The sequence below is a fragment of the Nocardia sp. NBC_01377 genome, assembly GCF_045040005.1.
GTDB classification, from domain to species: domain Bacteria; phylum Actinomycetota; class Actinomycetes; order Mycobacteriales; family Mycobacteriaceae; genus Nocardia; species Nocardia noduli.
Genome location: NZ_CP109566.1, coordinates 5,189,820 through 5,209,388, shown reverse-complemented (window position 1 = coordinate 5,209,388; position 19,569 = coordinate 5,189,820). Strand labels below are relative to the sequence as shown.

The window sequence follows — 19,569 nt, the reverse complement described above, 5'->3', positions numbered from 1 at the left end:
GATCATCATCAAACCTACCTGATCGGAGTGGTCCATGACAGCGAGTGTTGCGGTCCCCGCGGACGAACAGACCACCCAGCGCTGGGCGTACACGCTGGTTCTCGTCGCGAGCGGCGTCGCCCTCGGCGTCTCGGGGGTACCCGCGCCGCTCTACAGCCTCTACGAGACGCAATGGCATCTCTCACCGCTGACCACGACCGTCGTGTTCGCCGTCTACGCGTTCGCCGCGCTCGCCGCGGTGCTGGTGTCGGGCAAGATCTCCGACGTCGTCGGACGCAAGCCGGTCCTGGTCGGCGCGTTCGGCACGATGATCGCCGGACTCGTCGTCTTCGTGTTCGCCGATTCGGTGCCGATGCTGATCCTGGCCAGGGCGCTGCACGGGTTGGCGGTCGGCGCGACCGTGGTCTCCGGGGCGGCGGCCCTGCTGGATCTGCGCCCGCACCGGGGCGCGCGATCCGGGCAGCTCAGCGGGGTCGCCTTCAATGTCGGTATGGCCGTGGCGATTCTGGGTTCCGCGCTGCTCGCGCAGTACGCCCCCTACCCCCTGCGCACGCCGTACGTGGTGATCACGGTGATCTGCCTGATCATCGGGGTCGGTGTGATCGCCCTGCGCGAACCACACGCGTCGCGCGTGGCGGGTCGGATCAGGATCGCGAGACCCGCTGTCCCACAGGAGATCCGCGCCGATTTCTGGTTCTCCGCGATCGGGGTCATGGCGGCCTGGTCGGTGCTCGGTGTGCTGCTGTCGCTGTATCCGTCGCTGGCCGCCCAGCAGACCGGGATCCACAATCTGGTCTTCGGCGGCGCTGTCGTGGCCTCCACCGCGATCGCGGGCGCGACGGTCCAGCTCATCGCGACGCGGGTGCCCGCTCGCTTCGCCGCCATCGCGGGCGACACCGGCATGGCCGCCGCGTTGCTGCTCACGATTCCCGCGCTGGCCACCCACAACGGGGTCGTGGTGCTGGCCGCGGGCGTCGTGCTCGGCGCGACGTTCGGCCTGGGATTCGGCGGATCCCTGCGTCACCTGTCGGAGGTGGTGCCGCACCACAAGCGCGGCGAGACCATGTCGGCCTACTACCTGCTCGCCTATACGGCGATGGCACTGCCGACCATCCTCGCCGGGTGGGCCGCGACCACCTGGGGGCTGGGGTCGGTGTTCCCGTGGTTCGTCGGCGTGGTCGCCGTCGCGTGCCTCGTCGCGGCCGGACTCGGGCTGCGGCGCGACAAGGGGGTCGTGCCCGCGGTTCAGTCCGCCACCGCGGTCTCCTGAAGTGCCCGCCAGCTGAAACCCCGAACCTCGTCGACGCTGAGGACCGCGGTGACCGAACGGTCGGTGTGAGCATCCGCGAGGCGATGGCGCTCGAGGAATCGGACGACGACCAGTTCCGCGGTGCCGACGAGAATCCGCGCCTGCGAGATCTCGATCACCAGGCCGGGCCGGGAGTTCCGCGCGGCCGGCAGGCCCTCCAGCAACTCGGCGCGATCGACGGTGGTTCCGTCGATCGTCACCATGGTGAACGCGACGTGCAGGGTGCGGGCGAACTCGTCGAAGATCTGGCGCGGCGCCTCGGACCCGAGCCAGGTGGCCAGCAGAGCGTGCGCCTTCTCGATCTCGGTCACCGGATCGAGCGGATCGGACCACGTATCGGGCATGGTTCGCACACTACCGCCGCACCGCCCGACTACTCGGCGCTCACACGACGAGGTGGCCGCGACAGCTACTCTCTGGCACATCGGGCGAACCCTCACGCGGCGTTTCCCGCCGACCGATTTCGATTGCGGCGCATACGGTCCGCGCGACCGGCGCGGTGGTCGGACAGTGACATTCCGGCTACCATTCGGCTCATGCGATGGGGGCGGTCTGCCGACCGGCTGCACCGGGCGGCGTTACTGCTCGCGGTGTCAGCGGTGGTCCTGGGTGGGTTGGGTTTCGCGGCCCTGACCTGGTGGTTGTTGTGGCTCGGGTTCGGCGCGCGTGCGGAGCCGCCGAATCAGGTGGATCTGACCAAGATCGCGCTGTCGGTGACGGCGGGCGTCGGCGGCGCGGTCGCGCTGGTCGTGGCATACCGCAGGCAGCGCGATCAGGAGCGGGGGAGGTTCGCCGAACTGTTCGGGGCGGCGGCGCGGCAACTCGGGGATCCCGATCCGGCGATACGACTGGCCGGGGTCTACGCCATGGCGGGGGTGGCCGACGAATTCTCGGCCCCCGGCAGGCGTCAGCAGTGCGTCGATGTGCTCTGCGGCTATCTGCGACTGCCCTACGATCCCGACAGCGGGGCGAATCACCTTGTCTCCCGGTCGGAGACGGTGGACGAGGCCGGGACGAAGGTCGAACGGACCTATCGGCACCGGCAGAACGATCGCGAGGTGCGCTCGGCCGTCGTCCGGGTGATCGCCCAGCATCTGCGCCGTTATTCCGAGGTGTCGTGGTCGGGGTGCGATATCGATCTCACCGGCGCGGTCTTCGAGAACGTGAATTTCGAGGCGGTCGAATTCGGTGGCCGTCGCACGACCTTCACCGGCGCGCAATTCCTCGGCGACAGCGATTTCCGTCGAGTGCGATTCACCGGCGCGCACCTCACCTTCCGCGACGCCGCGTTCGAGGGCGGGGAGGCGAAATTCGTCGACGCCGAATTCCATGCGGCGCGAACCACCTTCGACGGCGCGAAGTTCTCGACCGCCGCGACATCCTTCGCCGACGCCCGATTCCTCGGCGCGCGGACGACCTTCGACGGGACGGCCTTCTCGGGCGCTCACACCTCCTTCCAGGCCGCGCGCTTCGGCGGCGACCTGACCTCCTTCGAGCGCGCCACCTTCGACGGTGAACACCTCCGGTTCGACCGCGCCGAATTCACGGGTCGGCGCATCGTGTTCGCTGCCGCCCGGTTCTTCACCGCGACCACCGATTTCGGTCGGACACGGTTCGGTACGGCGGGCAGGATCCGGAATCGCGGAACCCACGAGATCGATTTCATCGCCGCCGAGTTGCACGGCGCCGTCTCCTTCGCGGACGCGGCCTTCGCCGGCCGCGCCGCCACTTTCGTCGGCGCCGACTTCTTCGGCGACATCTCCTTCCTCGGCACCCGTTTCTCCTCGGGCGAGACCGATTTCGACCGCCCGAAGGCATGGGTAGGGGTCCGTTTCGACTGGGACGACAATCCGTCGCGCAAACCGGTCACCGTCACGCCGAATCCCTGGCCGCCGACGCCCGCGCCGACGACCTGAATCCGCGGGCGGTCCGGGCCACGGATTCGGGCAGCCGGATCCGGTCGGCGACTACGCCGGGCCGCCGCCGTAGGGCACCGTGATGATCTCCAGGAAGTGACCGCTCGGGTCGAGGAAATACACGCCGCGACCGCCGTCGTTGTGGTTGATCTCGCCGACACCGCGCTGATGTGGATCGGCCCAATGGTCGAGCCGGTAGCGCTGGATCTTGGCGTACGCCGCGTCGAATTCGGCTTCGGATATCAGGAAGGCGTAGTGCTGGGGTGGGATCTCCGCATCCGCGGCGACATTCGCGAAATCGAAGGTCACGCCGTTCGCGGTGGGAACCGCGATGAACGGGCCCCATTCGCTCGCGATATCCAAACCCAGTATGTCCGACCAGAATTCCGCGGACACCCGGTGGTCGCGGCATCCGACAATCGTGTGGTTGAACTGTACCGACAAGGGATTTCTCCTCGTGTCGTGACGGCCCCGACCCTGGGCTCGGTACAAGGCGGCCGACAGGAGCACCGTCACGGCCGACGATGGTAGTCGGCCACCCCGGAGTTCGCCAGCTGTCGATGCCCGACAGCGGCTTCCGGCGGTACGCGAGGGTACTTCGGCGGTGTGTGTTCGCACGTCGCGGGCGCGCGGTAGCGTCGCAGGAATGAGGATTCACGGTGCTGTTCTGGAGCGGATCGCGGCGCCCGCGCCGTTCGCCGATTCGACGCCGATCACGGTGTGCGATCTGGAACTCGGCGATCCGGGACCGGGTGAGTTGTTGGTTCGTATCGAAGCGGCCGGGTTGTGCCATTCGGATCTGTCCGTGGTCGACGGGAACCGGGTGCGGCCGGTGCCGATGCTGCTCGGACACGAGGCGGCGGGCCGTGTCGAGGCCATCGGGCCGGGCGACAGCGATATCGCCGTGGGACAGCGGGTCGTGATGACCTTCCTGCCGCGCTGCGGCGAATGCGCGGGCTGCGCGAGCAACGGCCGCACGCCGTGCGGTCCAGGCAGTGTCGCCAACAATGCCGGTGAGCTGCTGAACGGCGGCAGTAGGCTGCGCCGCGACGGCACGGAGGTCCATCACCACCTCGGAGTCTCCGCGTTCGCGACGCACGCGGTGGTCGACCGCCGTTCGGTGGTTCCCGTCGACGACGACGTCCCGCCGGAGGTGGCCGCGGTTCTCGGCTGCGCGGTGCTCACCGGGGGCGGGGCGCTGCTGAATTCCGCACCGCCCGGTCCGGGCGACCGGGTCATGGTGGTCGGACTCGGCGGCGTCGGAATGGCCGCGGTCCTGGTCGGCGTCTCGCTCGGCGGTGAGCTGATCGCCGTCGACACGGTGCCGGAGAAACTCGCGCTGGCGAAGGAACTCGGCGCGACGGCCGCCTACACCCCGGCCGAACTGACCGAACACGGCGTGCAGGCGGAGATCGTCATCGAGGCGGCGGGCAATATCCGCGCCTTCGAGACCGCGGTCGCCGCCACAGCAGCGGGCGGCACGACCGTCACCGTCGGCCTGCCCGCGCCCGACGCGAAGGCGAGTATTTCGCCGTTGGCGCTGGTCGCCCAGGGGCGTTCGATCGTCGGCAGTTACCTGGGGTCCGCGGTGCCCGCGCGTGACATCCCCGAATATGTCCGCATGTGGCGCGAGGGCGGGCTGCCGGTCGAGCGGCTGGTGTCGTCGCATATCGGGCTCGGACAGATCAATCACGCGATGGACGAACTCGCGGCCGGGCACGCGTTGCGCCAGGTGATCGTCTTCGAGTGAAGGCCGCGCCTTGTTCGTCCCGTGCGAGGTAGGGCCGAGCATGGTCCGCCCCGTGCGAGGCACGGCCGAGCGCTGTTCCGCGTCGCGGATCACAGAAGGGCGGCGACCGTTCGCGGTGCGTACCCAATTAGGCTGAGGCAACGTCAGCGAAACGAGGAGGTGCGGTGACCATTCGGGTCGGAGTGCTGGGAGCACAGGGCAAAGTCGGTCAGGCGATCTGTGCGGCGGTGCGGGCGGCCGCGGATCTGGAACTGGTCGCCACCGTCGACAAGGACGATTCGCTCGAGGCGTTCACCGAATCCGGCACCCAGGTGGTCGTCGACTTCACCCACCCGGACGTCGTCATGGGGAATCTCGAATTCCTGGTCGAACACGGCATCCACGCGGTGGTCGGTACCACCGGATTCGACGCCGCCCGGCTGGATCGGGTGCGCGGCTGGCTGGCCGATCGCCCGGAGACCGGTGTGCTCATCGCGCCGAATTTCGCGATCGGCGCGGTGCTGTCCATGCGTTTCGCCGAACAGGCCGCCCGTTTCTTCGAATCGGTCGAGATCATCGAACTGCATCACCCGAACAAGGCCGACGCGCCGTCGGGGACCGCCTACCGCACCGCCGGACTCGTCGCCGAGGCGCGTAAACGCGCGGGCGTCGGGCTCAGTCCCGATGCGACGAGCACCGAACTCGAAGGCGCCCGTGGCGCGGACGCGGACGGCGTGCGCGTGCATTCGGTGCGCCTGGCCGGACTCGTCGCCCACCAGGAGGTGCTCTTCGGCACCCAGGGCGAGACGCTCACCATCCGCCACGATTCCATCGACCGCTCGTCCTTCGCCCCCGGCGTCCTGCTCGGTGTGCGCGAGATCGCGAAACGTCCCGGCCTGACCGTCGGCCTCGACCCGTTCCTGGACCTGTGATCGGATCGACCGGCACGTCGTCGGCGCCGATCGGATCACGCGACCGTGCGCTCATCGGTGTCGTCGACATCCGCCGAGCCCGCGCCGGGTGTGATCGTGGCTGATCAGCCGGAAGAGGAGACGCCGGTCCCCGCACCGGGCGAATCCGGACGCAAGGACGACGTCCGTGTCGTCGTCGGACTCATCACGGTGCTGGTCCTGATCCTGGGCTTCTACTTCCTGCTGCTCGGCCGCATCGCCGTGAGCCTGATCGGTTCCGGTGAGTTCGCCGCCGTCGCCATCGGCATCGGTGTGCTGATCCTGCCCCTGGTCGGGGTCTGGATCGTCTGGGCAACGGTGCGCGCGGCGCTCGACCATCAGCGATTGGCCCGCAAGGCCGTCGCCGAAGGTCTGGAGGTCGACGTCTCGCAGTTGCCGGTCCGCCCGTCCGGACGGATCGAACGGGCGGCGGCCGACGAACTGTTCGACCGGGTCAAACGCGAATGGGAAGCGGACCCCGACAACTGGCGCAGTTCCTACCGCCTGGCCCGCGCCTACGACTACGCCGGTGACCGCCGCCGCGCCCGCGACACCATGCGTCGCGCGGTCGCCCTGGAACGGCTCGAACGCGAGGGATAGGCGATGGCCCGGCTGCTGATCGTCCACCACACCCCGTCTCCGTTCACGCAGGAGATGTTCGAGTCGGTGATCTCCGGCGCGACCGACCCGGAGATCGAGGGCGTGCAGGTCGTGCGCCGAGCCGCGCTGGCGGTGACGCCGACCGACGTACTCGAGGCCGACGGTTACCTGCTCGGCACACCCGCCAACCTCGGGTACATGAGCGGTGCGCTCAAGCACGCCTTCGACGTCGTCTACTACCCGTGCCTCGACTCTACGCGGGGGCGCCCGTTCGGCCTCTACCTGCACGGCAACGAGGGCACCGAGGGCGCCGAGAAGGGCGTCACGTCCATCACGACCGGATTGGGATGGGTGCGGGCCGCCGACTACGTGGTGGTGTCGGGTAAGCCCACCAGGGCCGATCTCGAGGCGTGCTGGAATCTGGGCGCGACCATCGCCGCGCAGTTGATGGACTGAGTGACCGCGGGCCCGGAATGGTCCCGGGCCTCGGTGACCGGGGCGTACCCCCCGATTTCTGGTGTCTGACCGTGGACCGCGTCCGCCCGTCATACTGCGTGGTGACGTTGGAGCGGTGGGCGCCGGATGCGCTCGGGATGGAGTGTCGAGGTGATGTGGGCCGAAGGGGGCGAGAGCGCACCGCGACGGATCGGGCTTGTCGAAGACCACGAATCCGTCGCGATCGGACTGGCCGCGATGCTGTCGCCGGAACCGGATCTGGATCTGGTGTTGACAGCGGGGACGGTGCCGGAACTGCTCACCGTGGCCGAAAGTGATTCGGCCACGGTGGATCTGGATCTGGTGGTGCTGGATCTGCGGCTGGCCGACGGCTCGTCGCCGGAGGACAACGTGCGCGCGCTGCGCGAACGCGGCGTCGAAGTGCTGGTGTTCACCGGCGCCGACAACGCCTTCCTGGTGCGCGCCGCCGCCAGCGCCGGTGTGCTCGGTGTGGTGCGCAAATCCGAGGATGTCCCGACGGTGGTCGCGGCGGTGCGGCGTGCCGCGTCCGGCGAACAGGTGATCACCACCGACTGGGCCGCGGCCATCGACGGCGACCCGCAGTTGTCGAATGTCGGGCTGAGCCCGCGTCAGGAGGAAGTGCTGACGCTGTACGCCTCCGGTGAGAAGGCGTCGAGGGTGGCGCGGCTGACCGGGCTGTCCGAGCAGACCGTCAACGATTACCTGGGACGTATCAGGCAGAAGTACGCCGACGCGGGCAGGCCCGCGCCCACCAAGACCGACCTGTACAAGAGGGCCGTCGAGGACGGTTGGTTACCGGTTCCCGAGCGGCATCCGCGCGGATGACCGCGTTCGGCACACTGGACGACGTGCCGGCGGCGAGTGTGGCCTCGGTCGATCCGGTGCGCACGGCACGGTGGTGGCGGGGTTTCACCGCGCTGTCGGAACGCACGAAGAACGAGGCCGCCGCCGACCGCATCCTGCGCAGACTCGGCTCGATCTTCGGGCTGGCCGGGGTGATCGCCTGCCTGGTCGAGGTTCCCGAGATCATCGATCAGAGCCGGTTCGCGCCGATCGGATGGACCGTCGTGGTGGCGGTGCTGGCCTTCGGCCTGTTCCCGGTACTGGCCGTGGTCTCGATCGGGTTGGGCAGGGCGACGATCCAGGCCGTGGCGATGGGCGCGGCGATCAGTTACCTGCTCGCCCTTGCCCTCGCCCCCGCGGTGTACGAGCGGATGCCCGACCACACCACGTCGCTGTACCTGTACCGGGTGTTCGCGCTCGGTGTGCTGGCCGCGGCGCTGGCCTGGCGTCCGTCACCAGCGATCGGATATCTGGTCGTCGGTTCGATACTGGCGGCCCTGGCCAACGGAGCGGTTTTCCCGCAGGAGGACTTCTGGTCGCTCGCGGGCGATTTCGCCCGGGCGGCCGGACTGTGCGCGCTGTTCCTGTGGTGTGCGATCTACGCCAGGGCCGCCGCCGCGCGCGTCGACCGGGAGTCGGCGATCGCGAGCAGCCGGGCCGCCGCCGCCGCGGGGGCCGCGGCCAGGGACCGCGAGCGCGCGCGCTTCGCCGCCCTCATCCACGACGCGGTGCTCTCGACCCTGCTCGACGCCTCGCGTGCCGGGACCGAATCCCCGGTGCTGCGCGGACAGGCCGAACGCACGCTGACCCAACTGGAGGCGGCGCGCGGCAGCGATATCGAACCGGATCTGCTCAACGCGCAGTCCGCCGTGCATTTCCTGCGCGCCGCGGTGCACGAGGTCAACTCCGGCATCGAATTCACCGCCAGGCGCTGGGCGGGTTTCGACGATCTGCGACTGCCGGTGCACGCGGCGGGCACCATCGCCGCCGCACTGGCCGAGGCGGTGCGCAACAGCCTGCGTCACGCCACCGTGCCGGGCCGGGCGTTGCGACGCACCGTGACGGTGACGGTGAGCGCGGGCGGTATCCGCGTGGTGTTCCGCGACGACGGCGCGGGTTTCGACCTGGGCAAGGTGCCCGCCGATCGGCTCGGCGTCTCGGTCAGCATTCTGGGCCGGATGCGGCAACTGGCGGGTGGCGCGGGTTTCGTGGAATCGAGTCCGGGTGAGGGAACGACGGTGACCCTGGTCTGGGGTGGCGATGGCTGACACCGACACCGAGTTCGGGCTTCGCGATCTGCTCGGCCTGCGCGATCGGGCGGCGTGGCTGTTCCTGCTGGTGCTCGAGGTGACGATCGTGTTGTACATGGTCCGCAACTTCGAGACCGCGCCGTTGCCCGCCGTCGTGGTCGCGATCGGGCTGCTCACCTCGGCGGGGGCGCTCGTGCTGGTGATTCCGGTGGATCCGCTGCCGGTTCCCGCGACGGTGTTCGTCGCCGCGTCCGGTCCGATCGCGACGGTGCTGACCACGCTCGAGATCGAGACGGGGTGGGCGGAACCGGTGTGGACCGCCTTCGCCTCCTCCTATGTGCTCGCCGTGCTGGTGCTGCGCGGTCGCGTCGGCGCCGCCTGGATCGGTGTCGCCGGTATCGCGCTCGTGGTCGCGATGGTCGGACTCGTCGCCGGTCTGCGGGTCGGGGTGATCGCCGGATCGGTGGTCCCGGTGGCGACCGTGGCCGGGGTGTCGGTGTGCGCGGCGATCATGCGGCCGACACAACGTTCGCTGCGGCTGTTGCGCGAGGAGGCCACCCTGCGGGCCGCCGCGGAGGCGACCATGGCCGCGGAGAACGGTGAACGCGCCCGGCAACTCGCCCGACTGGACAAGGTGGCGCGGCCGATCCTGGAACGTATCGCCGACGGCGTCGAACTCACCGCGTCCGAACGTGAGCAGTGCCGCCTGCTGGAGGCCGAACTACGCGACGGCCTGCGTGCGCCGCAGCTGGTCACCGACGAATTGAGCAGCGCGGCGCGGGGGGCGCGCTCGCGCGGGGTCGAGGTGGTACTGCTCGACGACGGTGGTTTCGCCGGTGTTCCGCTGTGGGTGCGTCAGCGGGTGATCGACGCGGCGACGCGCGAACTCGACGCGGCGAACACCGGTTCGGTGACGGTACGGGTGCTGCCGATGGGGCGCCGGATTCTCGCGACCGTACTGGCGAATGCCTCCGACGCCGATCGACGGACCGAAATCGACGCCGCGGGTGAGGTATCGGTCACCACGTGATCGCCGGGTGATCGACCGATCCGGTTCTCGCCGCCGAACGTGTCGGACCCTCGTGGCATCCTTCCCGGATGCGGAAGATGACGGCGGCGGCGGCGCGCCGGACTGCGGTGGCGGCACAGGGCTTCGGCAGGCGCAGGCCCGCGGTCAACACGCGCAGGACGGTCCTGGATGTGCTGGCCAGAACCCAGGTGCTGCAACTGGATTCGGTCTCGGCCGTGGTGCGCGCGCACTACGCGCCGATCTTCGCCAGAATCGGTGCCTACGACCGCGCGCTGCTCGACGAGGCGGCCTGGTCGGATTCCGCGCGGCGGCCCAGGCAACTCGTGGAGTACTGGGCCCACGAGGCTGCGCTGCTTCCGGTCGAGGATTGGCCGCTGTTCCGGTGGCGCATGGCGCAGTACCGCAACGGTCGCTGGGGGTCGGCGCGCACCGTGGTCGAACGCAATCCCACCCTGGGCAAGGACATTCTGGACGTCATCGGCGACGTGGGGCCCTCGACGGCGAACGAGGTGGAACGTCATCTCGAGCTGGACAAACCGAAACGCAAGGGCTCGTGGTGGAATCTCAGCGATACCAAGCTGATCTGCGAACAGCTCTTCGCCTCGGGTGAGCTCTCGGTGCCCAAGCGGGTCGGCTTCGCCCGTCACTACGACCTGACAGAACGTGTCGTACCCCCGGAGATCGCGGCGCGCGAGATTCCCGAGCCGGACGCGGTCCGCGAACTCGTGCTGCGCGCGGCCACCGCGCACGGCATCGGCACCGAATCGGATCTGCGTGATTACTACCGTCTCCAGCGATCCCAGACCCTGCCCGCGATCGCCGAACTGGTGGCCGACGGCGAACTGGAACCGGTGGAAGTCGCGGGCTGGGACAAACCCGCCTACCTACGCGCCGGCGCCGCGACACCGCGTCGGATCGAGGGCGCCGCCCTGCTGTGCCCTTTCGATCCGCTCGTCTTCTGCCGTCCCCGCATCGAGCGGATCTTCGACTTCCACTACCGCATCGAGATCTACACCCCCGAACACAAGCGGGTGCACGGGTACTACGTCTTCCCGTTCCTGCTCGACGGCGAACTCGTCGGCCGGGTCGACCTGCGCGCCGAACGCGCCAAGGGCCGCCTGCTGGTGCCGGGCGCTTTCGCCGAACCCGGGCACGGCACCGCGGAAACCGCCGCGGCGTTGCGGAATTCGCTGCGTGAGATGGCGGGCTGGCTCGAACTCGACGACATCGTGTTCGGTGAGCGCGGCGATCTCGCGCCGCTGCTCTGATCGCGGGCGAACCGAGCCTCAGATATCGCGTTTGGGTCCGTAGCCGCGCATCTGGTCCTTGAGCGCTCCGGAGACCGCGGTGGACAGCCAGGAGTTCAGTGAGACCCCGCTCTGGGCGGCGGCCTCCTCGGCCTTGGCCTTGAGCTGCTCGACCATGCGGAGCGTGACGCGACTGATGTCGCCGGTCATCTCCTCGAAGGTCTGATGCTCCTCACCGCCCGGATTCTTGCGGACATCGACCGTCGCGTCCGTGCCGTTCACCGAGACGTGCACGGTGCGGTCGCCGAGCGCCGCGCTGACCTCGGTGGCCAGATCGGACAGTGCGGCCAGCAGGGCGAGCCGCGCCGAACTTTCCGTCGCCGCTGCCAGCGCCGCGGCCGTGGCCTGCGTTTTCTCGTCGCCGAGTGCCGCCGCGGCGATGAGATCCTCGCGGAGGCGGGCGGTGTATTTGGTCAGATCCATGACACCATTGTGGTGTCATGTCTGATGTCACGCAAGGTCGGAATTGATGTCATCGGGGCAAATGGGAGGCGAATCACGTCCGCCCGCCGACCCGTCGGCGGACTTGGATGTCGAGCGTGCCCATCAGAGCGGGTAACCTTTCTGACCATGACGAACGGTGAATCGACGCCAACGGAGCTGTGCGCGTCCGGCACGGTAGGTGTCGCGATGGTGACTCCCTTCAGTGCCGACGGCAAGCTCGATGTCGATGCCGGGGTGGCCTTGGCCGCTCGCCTGGTCGATCGCGGTGTCGATCTGCTCGCGATCTCCGGGACCACGGGCGAATCGCCGACGACCACCGAATCGGAGAAAGCCGACCTGTTGCGCGCCGTCGTCGACGCCGTCGGTGCGCGCGCCACCGTCATCGCGGGCGCGGGCACCTACGACACCGCGCATTCCATCGAACTCGCGCGCAACGCGCAGCGGGCGGGCGCGCACGGCCTGCTCGTGGTCACGCCGTACTACTCGCGGCCGACCCAGGCCGGTCTGATCGCGCATTTCACCGCGGTCGCCGACGCCACCGATCTGCCGGTCACGCTCTACGACATTCCACCGAGATCGATGGTGCCCATCGCACCGGACACCATTCGCGTCCTCGCCGAACATCCGCGCATCGTCGCGGTCAAGGACGCCAAGGGTGATCTGAACATGGGCGCCGACCTGATCGCGAGCACCGGCCTGGCCTTCTACTCCGGTGACGACTGCCTCAATCTGCCCTGGCTCTCGGTGGGCGCGGTCGGATTCATCAGCGTCATCGGACATCTGGTGCCCGAGCGGTTGCGTGAACTCCTCGACGCCTATCACACCGGCGATGTCGAGCGGGCCCGCCGCATCAACGCGAGCCTGATTCCGCTGAACGCGGCGATGGCCGGTCTGGGCGGTGTCGCCATGAGCAAGGGCGGCCTGCGTATGCTCGGCGTCGACGTGGGCGAGCCGCGCCTGCCGCAGCTGATGCCCAATGCCGAACAACTCGACATCCTCGCCGCCGACCTGCGTTTGGCGGGGGTGCTGGCGTGAGCGATTCGAGTAGTGACAGTCCGAGCAGTGACACTACGAGCGTGACCGATATCCGACCGAGCGCCGTGGAGGTCCGCGCATGAGTGAGCCCCTGGCCCGTCGTCCCCGTCGTACCGCGAGCCGTGCCGCGGGCGCGCCGCCGCCCGCCGCCCCTACCCCGGCCCCCGCGGCCGCTCCGGCTCCCGCCGAACAAGCGCAGGAGCCCGCCGCCGCGGTGACCGAGCCGTCGACCGAATCCGCTCCCGCCGAGAAGTCCGGGCGCAGGAGGCAGTCCGAATCGAAGGGCGCGAAGAAGTCCGGCCAGGACGGTGATCGCAACGCCCCCGCGCAGAGTGCGCCGCCCGCGCGTCGACCGGCCCGCGGCCGTCAGCAATCCGGTCGCGGACGGGCCGAACAACCGGCCCCACCGCCGGTCGCCGCGCAGGACCGGCTCGGCACCCCGCCGAAGCTGACCAAGAATGGGCTGCGCGTGTTCGCCCTCGGCGGTATCGGCGAGATCGGCCGCAATATGACGGTCTTCGAATACGGCGGCAAACTGCTCATCGTCGACTGCGGCGTGCTCTTCCCCGAGGACCAGCAGCCCGGTGTCGACCTGATCCTGCCCGACTTCCGGCCGATCGAGAACCGGATGGACGACATCGTCGCCATCGTGCTCACCCACGGCCACGAGGATCACATCGGAGCGGTGCCGTTCCTGCTGCGCATGCGTTCGGACATCCCGGTGCTCGGCGCCAAGTTCACCCTCGCCCTCGTCGCCGCGAAATGCCGTGAACATCGGCTGCATCCCAAGCTCACCGAGGTCGTGGAGGGTGAGACCACCATCCACGGGCCGTTCGAATGCGAGTACTTCGCGGTCAACCACTCGATCCCGGACGCGCTCGCCGTCGCCATCCGCACGCCCGCCGGTGTCGTGCTGCACACCGGCGACATCAAACTCGATCAGCTGCCGCTCGACGGCCGCCTGACCGACCTGGCCGGATTCTCCCGGCTCGGTGACGAGGGTGTCGACCTGTTCCTGGTCGACTCGACCAATGCCGAGGTCCCGGGTTTCGTCACCCCGGAGCGCGAGATCGGCGGTGTGCTCGACACCGTGATCGGCAAGGCCAAGCATCGCGTCATCGTCGCTTCCTTCGCCAGTCACGTGCACCGCATCCAGCAGGTCGTCGACGTGGCCCAGAAGTACGGGCGCCGAGTGTGTTTCATCGGCCGCTCGATGGTGCGCAATATGCAGATCGCGCAGGATCTCGGCTACCTGACGGTGCCCGACAACGTGGTGGTCGACCTCGATGTGGCCGCCACGCTGCCCGGCGACCGGCTGGTCCTGATCTCCACCGGTTCGCAGGGCGAACCGCTGTCGGCGCTGTCGCGGATGGCGCGCGGCGATCACCGTCAGATCCACATCCGCCCCGACGATCTGGTCGTGCTGGCCTCCTCGCTGATCCCCGGCAACGAGAATTCGGTATTCGCCGTCGTCAACGGTCTGGCCCGGCTCGGCGCGACGGTCATCACCCAGCAGAACGCGAAGGTGCACGTCTCCGGTCACGCGTCCGCCGGTGAACTGCTCTACCTCTACAACGCGGTGCGCCCGACCAATGCCATGCCCGTGCACGGCGAATGGCGTCATCTGCGCGCCAACGCCGCGCTCGCGATCGCGACCGGCGTGCCTGAGGAACGGGTCGTGCTCGCCGAGGACGGCGTCGTGGTCGACCTGGTCGACGGGATCGCCTCGATCGTCGGCCGGGTCCCGGTCGGTCACGTCTACGTCGACGGCCTTTCGGTCGGCGATGTCGGCGAATCGACATTGTCGGATCGCCTCGTGCTCGGCGAGGGCGGATTCATCTCGATCACCGTCGCGATCGACTCGACCACCGGGAAGGCGGTCAGCACACCGGAAGTCAGCGGACGCGGTTTCTCCGACGATCCGACGGCGCTGACCGCGGCGGCCGAACTCGTCGAGGCCGAACTGCTGCGCCTGGCGAGCGAGGGCGTCACCGAGACCCACCGCATCGCCCAGGGCGTGCGCCGGGTGGTCGGGCGCTGGGTCGCCGACACCTACCGCCGTCGTCCGATGATCGTGCCCACCGTCATCGGAGTCTGAGTACCCGAACCGCGAAAAGGCGCCGGAGCCACAGGCTTCCGGCGCCTTTTCGCGTGCACTACCTTGCTTGGCAGGCCGCCGAATCGAGTTTTGCCGCTCGCACGATATTGCAGGTGAACAGGTTCGACACCTTCCACTGATCGTCCTGCGCGACGAATTCGACGAAGGCGTCCCGCACCGGTTTACCGTCGATCGTGACGTCGGCGTCGGCTTTCAATTTCCCGTCGACGGGATTCTGCACGCCGGTGATCGTCACCTTCACATTGTTGCGTTTCGCGGCGTCGACGAGTTTGTCGACCAGTTGCGGATCCCGTTCGGCATCCTGCACCCACGCGGTCTTCTCCTCGGCGCCGACCGCCGGATCGAATGCCCGGTTGATACGAGTATTGAGTTCCTCGGCCGTCGGTTTCGCCAGATTCGGCGGCGTGGTCGAGGTCGGCGCCTCGCCCTCGATGAGCGCGTCCTGGCTCTTACCCGATTCGAAGTTGTTCGCGACCGAGGTGGTGGCGGGCGACGCGCCGGAGTCCCCGCCGTCGGAGGAGGAACACGCGGCGAGGCCGACGGCCGCGCCGATGGTGAGCACGGCCACGACGGCGCGCACAGAGCGAAGTTTCACGAAATTCCCCTGGTGTGAAAGTAATTCGCCGCACCCGGAACGGGCGGCGATCGGCGGTGTCAGCTCGAGTAGCCCTGTGTGCAGCGCCAGTTCACGACGTAGCCGCCGTAGACGCGCGAGAGAGCGGTATCGCGTGCCGCCGGGTAATTGCTGCTCGACGCACTGCTCCAGTGCGTCCTGGACCTGGCGAGTACCCCGCACCCGTTACGCCAGGAGATGCTCACCGAGCAGCCGGGACCGCAGGAGTTCACCGCGTTGATCTCGGCGGCGTTGTAGCTGCCGTAATTGTTGCTGATGCTGTATCGGCCGTTGCTGCCGACGGCGATCGCGCCGTAGAACCCGGCCTGGGCTTGCGCGGCGGGCGCGGCGGTCGCCAGCGCCACGCCGGCCGCCGCTACCGCGACAGCCGTCGTGAGAAAATTCTTCACGGAATCGAATGCCCCTTCTCATCGAATGTCCATTCCCCGATGGACCACGTGACAACGTACAGTTCCCGCGTCCGGCCTGACAACCGAGTGAATTCTCACCGTGAGCGTGTTCGGGGCTGCCTTTACCGTGGGCCATCCGATATGTTCGGCAGGTGAATATGGCACAGCGAGAACGTCGGGATCTGGTCGAGACGATGTCCGCGGTCGGCCCCGACGCGCCGACCCTGTGCGGCACGTGGACGGTGCGAGACCTGGCCGCGCACTTGATCGTTCGCGAGCGCCGCCCGGACGCCTCGCTCGGCATCATGCTGAAACCGTTCGCCGGACATCTCGAATCCGTGCAGAACAAGGCCGCCGCGAAACCGTTCGACGACCTGCTGGAACTCGTTCGCACCGGCCCGCCGCTGTGGTCGCCGCTGAAGCCGATCGACGCCGTGGCCAATCTCGGTGAGATGTTCGTCCACCACGAGGACGTGCGTCGGGCCGCGCCCGGCTGGGAGCCGCGTCGACTCGACGCGGACGACGAGACCACCCTGTGGAACATGGTCCGGCGGATGGGCCGCGCGGCCTACCGCAAATCGCCGGTCGCGGTGGTCCTGGAGACCCAGGACGGTCGGCAGGCGCAGGTGAAGAAGGTCCAGGGGCCCGTCGTGACGCTGGTCGGCGCGCCGTCGGAACTGGTGCTGCACGCCTTCGGTCGTGATCAGGTGCGCATCGAGACGCGCGGTGAGCCCGACGCGGTACGCGCGGTACTCGAGCTCGATCGGTCCATCTAGCCGCCGATAGGGCCCTCTTCCGGGGCTCGAGGCGCGTGATACCTGTGTTGCGGATGGTCGCAGCGGTGCGTTTGCGGCTAGCCTGAGTCCATGGCAGGTAAGCCCCGCAGCACCACGTCGTCCAGTGCGCGGGCGGGAGCGGCCCGGGGGAGGGCGGGCGCGGCTCGGCCACGCACGGCCGCACCGCGCCGCGGGACCGCACCGAACGGTCGTGCCACCCCGGCGCGACGCCCCGCCCCGAGGGCGGCGACCCGCGCGTCCGATCGCGCGTCGAACACCGCCCCGCTGGCCGTGGTCAGCCGTGCCATCGGCAGCGGCTGGACCATGATCGCGCGCGGGGTCGGCGCGGCGACGCGAACGTTGAGCAAGGCCGGGGAGATCGAACACGGTCACCGGCGCGACGGGATCGCGCTCGCGTTGATCGCGCTCAGCGCCGTCATCGCGGCCGCGGTCTGGCTGTCGGCGGGCGGTCCGGTCGGACACTGGGTCGACGAGGGCATCCGTGCCGTCTCCGGGTCCGCCTCGGCCGCACTGCCGTTCGTCGCCTGCGGTATCGCCGTGATCCTGATGCGTACCGAGCCGCGCCCGGAGATCAGGCCGCGCCTGGTACTTGGCGGGTTGCTCGTCGGTCTGCCGCTGCTGGGCATCTGGCATCTCGCGGCGGACGCCCCCGGTGACGCGCACGGTCGTTCGCGCGCCGCCGGTTTCGTCGGTTTCGTGGTCGGCGGCCCGCTGGCGGGTGGACTCACCGCGTGGCTGGCCGTGCCGATTCTGTTGCTGGCCGTCGTCTTCGGCGTGCTGCTTCTCACCGGCACCACCGTCCGCGAGGTGCCGCAGCGGTTGCGCGAGTATTTCGGCACCGCGAGCGGTGGCGACGAATACGGCGAATACCAGGGTGAACAACTCGAATTCGATCCGGCGAACTACGACGCCGAAGGATTCCCGGTCGGCCGCGGCCGTACACGCAAGCGCGGCCGGACCCCCACCGAGAACTATCCGGCCGACGAGTTCGGTGATCCGAACGCGGTCACCGAGGCGCTCGGCGAACCGCCGTTGCGCGACGCCAAGACCATCGCCACCGCGGCCGAATTCGGCGCCGAGATCGATGCCACGCCACCGAAGCCGACGCCGAGGAAGCGGGCCGCGCCGAAGGTCGCCGACCAGACCCCGCCCCCGCCGAAAGAACCCGAATTCGTCGCCGATCGGGTCACCGAGGGCGATTACACGCTGCCGCCGGTTTCGCTGCTCACCGACGGCGATCCGCCGAAGAAGCGCAGTGCCGCCAACGAATCGATGATCGAGGCGATCACCGAGGTGTTGGTGCAGTTCAAGATCGACGCGGCGGTCACCGGATTCGTGCGCGGCCCGACCGTCACCAGGTACGAGGTGGAACTCGGTCCGGGCGTGAAGGTCGAGAAGATCACCGCGCTGGCCCGCAATATCGCCTACGCCGTCGCCACCGAGAACGTCCGGCTGCTCGCGCCGATCCCCGGCAAATCCGCCGTCGGCATCGAGGTCCCGAATTCCGATCGCGAGCTGGTGCGCCTGGCCGACGTCCTCAAGGCGCCGTCCACCCGCAACGATCACCATCCGTTGGTGATCGGGCTCGGCAAGAACATCGAAGGCGAATTCGTCTCGGCCAATCTCGCCAAGATGCCGCATCTGCTCGTCGCGGGCTCCACCGGTTCCGGTAAGTCCAGCTTCGTGAACTCGATGTTGGTATCGCTGTTGCAGCGGGCCACCCCGGAAGAGGTCAGGATGATCCTGATCGATCCCAAGATGGTGGAACTGACCCCCTACGAGGGGATTCCGCACCTGATCACGCCGATCATCACCCAGCCGAAGAAAGCCGCGGCCGCGTTGACCTGGCTGGTCGAGGAGATGGAACAGCGCTATCAGGACATGCAGGCCAACAAGGTTCGCCATATCGATGACTTCAACAAGAAGGTGAAGTCGGGGGCGATCACCGCGCCGCTGGGCAGCGAACGGGTGTACCGCCCCTACCCGTACATCCTCGCCATCGTCGACGAACTCGCCGACCTCATGATGACGGCCCCGCGCGACGTCGAGGAAGCCATCGTCCGCATCACCCAGAAGGCCCGCGCCGCGGGTATCCACCTGGTCCTCGCCACCCAGCGCCCGTCGGTCGACGTGGTGACCGGCCTGATCAAGACCAACGTCCCGTCGCGCCTGGCCTTCGCCACCTCGTCGCTGACCGACTCCCGCGTCATCCTGGATCAACCGGGCGCGGAGAAGCTGATCGGCATGGGCGACGCGCTGTTCCTGCCGATGGGCGCGGGTAAACCGACCCGCCTCCAGGGCGCGTTCATCAGCGACGAGGAGATCCACGGCGTCGTCGAATTCAGCAAGAACCAGGCCGAACCCGAATATCAGGAGGGCGTGACCGCGGCGAAGGCGGGTGAGAAGAAAGACGTCGATCCCGATATCGGCGACGATCTCGATGTCTTCCTCCAGGCCGTGGAACTGGTCGTCACCTCGCAATTCGGGTCGACGTCGATGCTGCAACGGAAACTACGCGTCGGATTCGCCAAGGCGGGCCGTCTGATGGATCTGATGGAGACCAGGGGGGTCGTCGGGCCGAGCGAGGGGTCGAAGGCTCGCGATGTGCTCATCAAACCCGACGAGCTCGACGGTCTGCTGTGGAGTATTCGCGGCGGCGACGCACCGGACGCCGACGGCGAGGAGGAGTAGCTCGTCGTGGAGTCGAACCACGCGACCGGGCCTTATGAGAGCCCGGCGG

The 19,569-nt window shown here is 68.7% G+C and carries 19 protein-coding genes; 14 read left to right on the top strand and 5 right to left on the bottom strand.

What is annotated here, in order from left to right; translation table 11 throughout:
• Positions 1-34: 34 nt before the first annotated feature.
• Positions 35-1,270 carry an MFS transporter gene (locus tag OG225_RS23925; RefSeq protein WP_405177353.1) on the top strand — a complete coding sequence of 412 codons (1,236 nt, stop codon included), beginning with the start codon at positions 35-37 and terminating at the stop codon, positions 1,268-1,270.
• Here the strand turns inward: OG225_RS23925 and OG225_RS23920 are convergent.
• Positions 1,246-1,653 carry a hypothetical protein gene (locus OG225_RS23920; RefSeq protein ID WP_216916265.1) on the bottom strand — a complete coding sequence of 136 codons (408 nt, stop codon included), beginning with the start codon at positions 1,651-1,653 and terminating at the stop codon, positions 1,246-1,248. The genes OG225_RS23925 and OG225_RS23920 overlap by 25 nt on opposite strands.
• 192 nt (positions 1,654-1,845) lie before the next feature.
• Between OG225_RS23920 and OG225_RS23915 the strand changes: the two genes are divergently transcribed.
• Positions 1,846-3,225 carry a pentapeptide repeat-containing protein gene (locus tag OG225_RS23915; RefSeq protein WP_405177352.1) on the top strand — a complete coding sequence of 460 codons (1,380 nt, stop codon included), beginning with the start codon at positions 1,846-1,848 and terminating at the stop codon, positions 3,223-3,225.
• 51 nt (positions 3,226-3,276) lie between these two features.
• Here OG225_RS23915 and OG225_RS23910 read toward each other — a convergent pair whose 3' ends face one another.
• Entirely contained in the window at positions 3,277-3,669 is a 393-nt protein-coding gene (locus OG225_RS23910) for a VOC family protein (protein WP_405177351.1), read from the bottom strand.
• 202 nt (positions 3,670-3,871) lie between these two features.
• Between OG225_RS23910 and OG225_RS23905 the strand changes: the two genes are divergently transcribed.
• From OG225_RS23905 to OG225_RS23870, 8 genes are all read left to right on the top strand, one after another.
• A complete protein-coding gene (locus OG225_RS23905; RefSeq protein WP_405177350.1) occupies positions 3,872-4,975 on the top strand; it encodes an alcohol dehydrogenase catalytic domain-containing protein in 1,104 nt (367 codons plus the stop codon).
• Between the two features lie 164 nt (positions 4,976-5,139).
• Positions 5,140-5,886 carry a 4-hydroxy-tetrahydrodipicolinate reductase gene (gene dapB / locus OG225_RS23900; protein ID WP_405177349.1) on the top strand — a complete coding sequence of 249 codons (747 nt, stop codon included), beginning with the start codon at positions 5,140-5,142 and terminating at the stop codon, positions 5,884-5,886.
• Positions 5,887-6,069: 183 nt separating this feature from the next.
• Entirely contained in the window at positions 6,070-6,504 is a 435-nt protein-coding gene (locus OG225_RS23895; RefSeq protein WP_216916294.1) for a hypothetical protein, read from the top strand.
• A gap of 3 nt (positions 6,505-6,507) precedes the next feature.
• On the top strand, positions 6,508-6,960 hold the full coding sequence (locus OG225_RS23890) for a flavodoxin family protein (protein WP_405177348.1): 453 nt from the start codon (positions 6,508-6,510) through the stop codon (positions 6,958-6,960).
• Between the two features lie 153 nt (positions 6,961-7,113).
• Entirely contained in the window at positions 7,114-7,806 is a 693-nt protein-coding gene (locus OG225_RS23885) for a response regulator (protein WP_405183352.1), read from the top strand.
• The gene (locus OG225_RS23880; RefSeq protein WP_405177347.1) at positions 7,803-9,092 is read left to right on the top strand and encodes an ATP-binding protein; all 1,290 of its coding nucleotides are present in this window, start codon (positions 7,803-7,805) and stop codon (positions 9,090-9,092) included. The genes OG225_RS23885 and OG225_RS23880 overlap by 4 nt, the downstream gene beginning before the upstream one ends.
• On the top strand, positions 9,085-10,104 hold the full coding sequence (locus OG225_RS23875; RefSeq protein ID WP_405177346.1) for a hypothetical protein: 1,020 nt from the start codon (positions 9,085-9,087) through the stop codon (positions 10,102-10,104). Before OG225_RS23880 ends, OG225_RS23875 begins: the two co-directional genes overlap by 8 nt.
• A 68-nt stretch (positions 10,105-10,172) precedes the next feature.
• Positions 10,173-11,372, top strand: a complete 1,200-nt coding sequence (locus OG225_RS23870; RefSeq protein WP_405177345.1) for a winged helix-turn-helix domain-containing protein — start codon at positions 10,173-10,175, stop codon at positions 11,370-11,372.
• An 18-nt stretch (positions 11,373-11,390) separates the two neighbouring features.
• On the opposite strand, the gene OG225_RS23865 is transcribed toward OG225_RS23870, so the two are convergent.
• Positions 11,391-11,834 (bottom strand): toxin-antitoxin system HicB family antitoxin, encoded by a 444-nt coding sequence (locus OG225_RS23865; protein ID WP_405177344.1) that lies wholly within the window; start codon positions 11,832-11,834, stop codon positions 11,391-11,393.
• 147 nt (positions 11,835-11,981) lie between these two features.
• On the opposite strand from OG225_RS23865, the gene dapA reads away from it, so the two are divergent.
• The gene (dapA, locus tag OG225_RS23860; RefSeq protein WP_405177343.1) at positions 11,982-12,890 is read left to right on the top strand and encodes a 4-hydroxy-tetrahydrodipicolinate synthase; all 909 of its coding nucleotides are present in this window, start codon (positions 11,982-11,984) and stop codon (positions 12,888-12,890) included.
• 79 nt (positions 12,891-12,969) lie between these two features.
• Positions 12,970-14,988 (top strand): RNase J family beta-CASP ribonuclease, encoded by a 2,019-nt coding sequence (locus OG225_RS23855; RefSeq protein ID WP_405177342.1) that lies wholly within the window; start codon positions 12,970-12,972, stop codon positions 14,986-14,988.
• A gap of 58 nt (positions 14,989-15,046) precedes the next feature.
• On the opposite strand, the gene OG225_RS23850 is transcribed toward OG225_RS23855, so the two are convergent.
• Together OG225_RS23850 and OG225_RS23845 are read right to left on the bottom strand one after the other, a co-directional pair.
• Positions 15,047-15,604, bottom strand: coding sequence for a hypothetical protein (locus OG225_RS23850; RefSeq protein WP_405177341.1), 558 nt, complete (start codon positions 15,602-15,604; stop codon positions 15,047-15,049).
• A gap of 59 nt (positions 15,605-15,663) precedes the next feature.
• A complete protein-coding gene (locus OG225_RS23845; RefSeq protein WP_405177340.1) occupies positions 15,664-16,032 on the bottom strand; it encodes a DUF4189 domain-containing protein in 369 nt (122 codons plus the stop codon).
• A gap of 152 nt (positions 16,033-16,184) precedes the next feature.
• On the opposite strand from OG225_RS23845, the gene OG225_RS23840 reads away from it, so the two are divergent.
• Positions 16,185-16,808: a TIGR03085 family metal-binding protein gene (locus tag OG225_RS23840; protein WP_405177339.1), complete on the top strand. Its 624-nt coding sequence runs from the start codon at positions 16,185-16,187 to the stop codon at positions 16,806-16,808.
• A gap of 90 nt (positions 16,809-16,898) precedes the next feature.
• On the top strand, positions 16,899-19,520 hold the full coding sequence (locus OG225_RS23835; protein ID WP_405177338.1) for a DNA translocase FtsK: 2,622 nt from the start codon (positions 16,899-16,901) through the stop codon (positions 19,518-19,520).
• The last annotated feature ends 49 nt before the right edge of the window (positions 19,521-19,569 follow it).

Excerpts from the sequence above, each read along its gene's own strand:
- OG225_RS23925 (WP_405177353.1), top strand. The coding sequence starts at position 35 with ATGACAGCGAGTGTTGCGGTCCCCGCGGACGAACAGACCACCCAGCGC.
- OG225_RS23920 (WP_216916265.1), bottom strand. The coding sequence starts at position 1,653 with ATGCCCGATACGTGGTCCGATCCGCTCGATCCGGTGACCGAGATCGAG.
- OG225_RS23915 (WP_405177352.1), top strand. The coding sequence starts at position 1,846 with ATGCGATGGGGGCGGTCTGCCGACCGGCTGCACCGGGCGGCGTTACTG.
- OG225_RS23905 (WP_405177350.1), top strand. The coding sequence starts at position 3,872 with ATGAGGATTCACGGTGCTGTTCTGGAGCGGATCGCGGCGCCCGCGCCG.
- OG225_RS23890 (WP_405177348.1), top strand. The coding sequence starts at position 6,508 with ATGGCCCGGCTGCTGATCGTCCACCACACCCCGTCTCCGTTCACGCAG.
- OG225_RS23885 (WP_405183352.1), top strand. The coding sequence starts at position 7,114 with ATGTGGGCCGAAGGGGGCGAGAGCGCACCGCGACGGATCGGGCTTGTC.
- OG225_RS23880 (WP_405177347.1), top strand. The coding sequence starts at position 7,803 with ATGACCGCGTTCGGCACACTGGACGACGTGCCGGCGGCGAGTGTGGCC.
- OG225_RS23875 (WP_405177346.1), top strand. The coding sequence starts at position 9,085 with ATGGCTGACACCGACACCGAGTTCGGGCTTCGCGATCTGCTCGGCCTG.
- OG225_RS23870 (WP_405177345.1), top strand. The coding sequence starts at position 10,173 with ATGCGGAAGATGACGGCGGCGGCGGCGCGCCGGACTGCGGTGGCGGCA.
- OG225_RS23865 (WP_405177344.1), bottom strand. The coding sequence starts at position 11,834 with ATGGATCTGACCAAATACACCGCCCGCCTCCGCGAGGATCTCATCGCC.
- dapA (WP_405177343.1), top strand. The coding sequence starts at position 11,982 with ATGACGAACGGTGAATCGACGCCAACGGAGCTGTGCGCGTCCGGCACG.
- OG225_RS23855 (WP_405177342.1), top strand. The coding sequence starts at position 12,970 with ATGAGTGAGCCCCTGGCCCGTCGTCCCCGTCGTACCGCGAGCCGTGCC.
- OG225_RS23835 (WP_405177338.1), top strand. The coding sequence starts at position 16,899 with ATGGCAGGTAAGCCCCGCAGCACCACGTCGTCCAGTGCGCGGGCGGGA.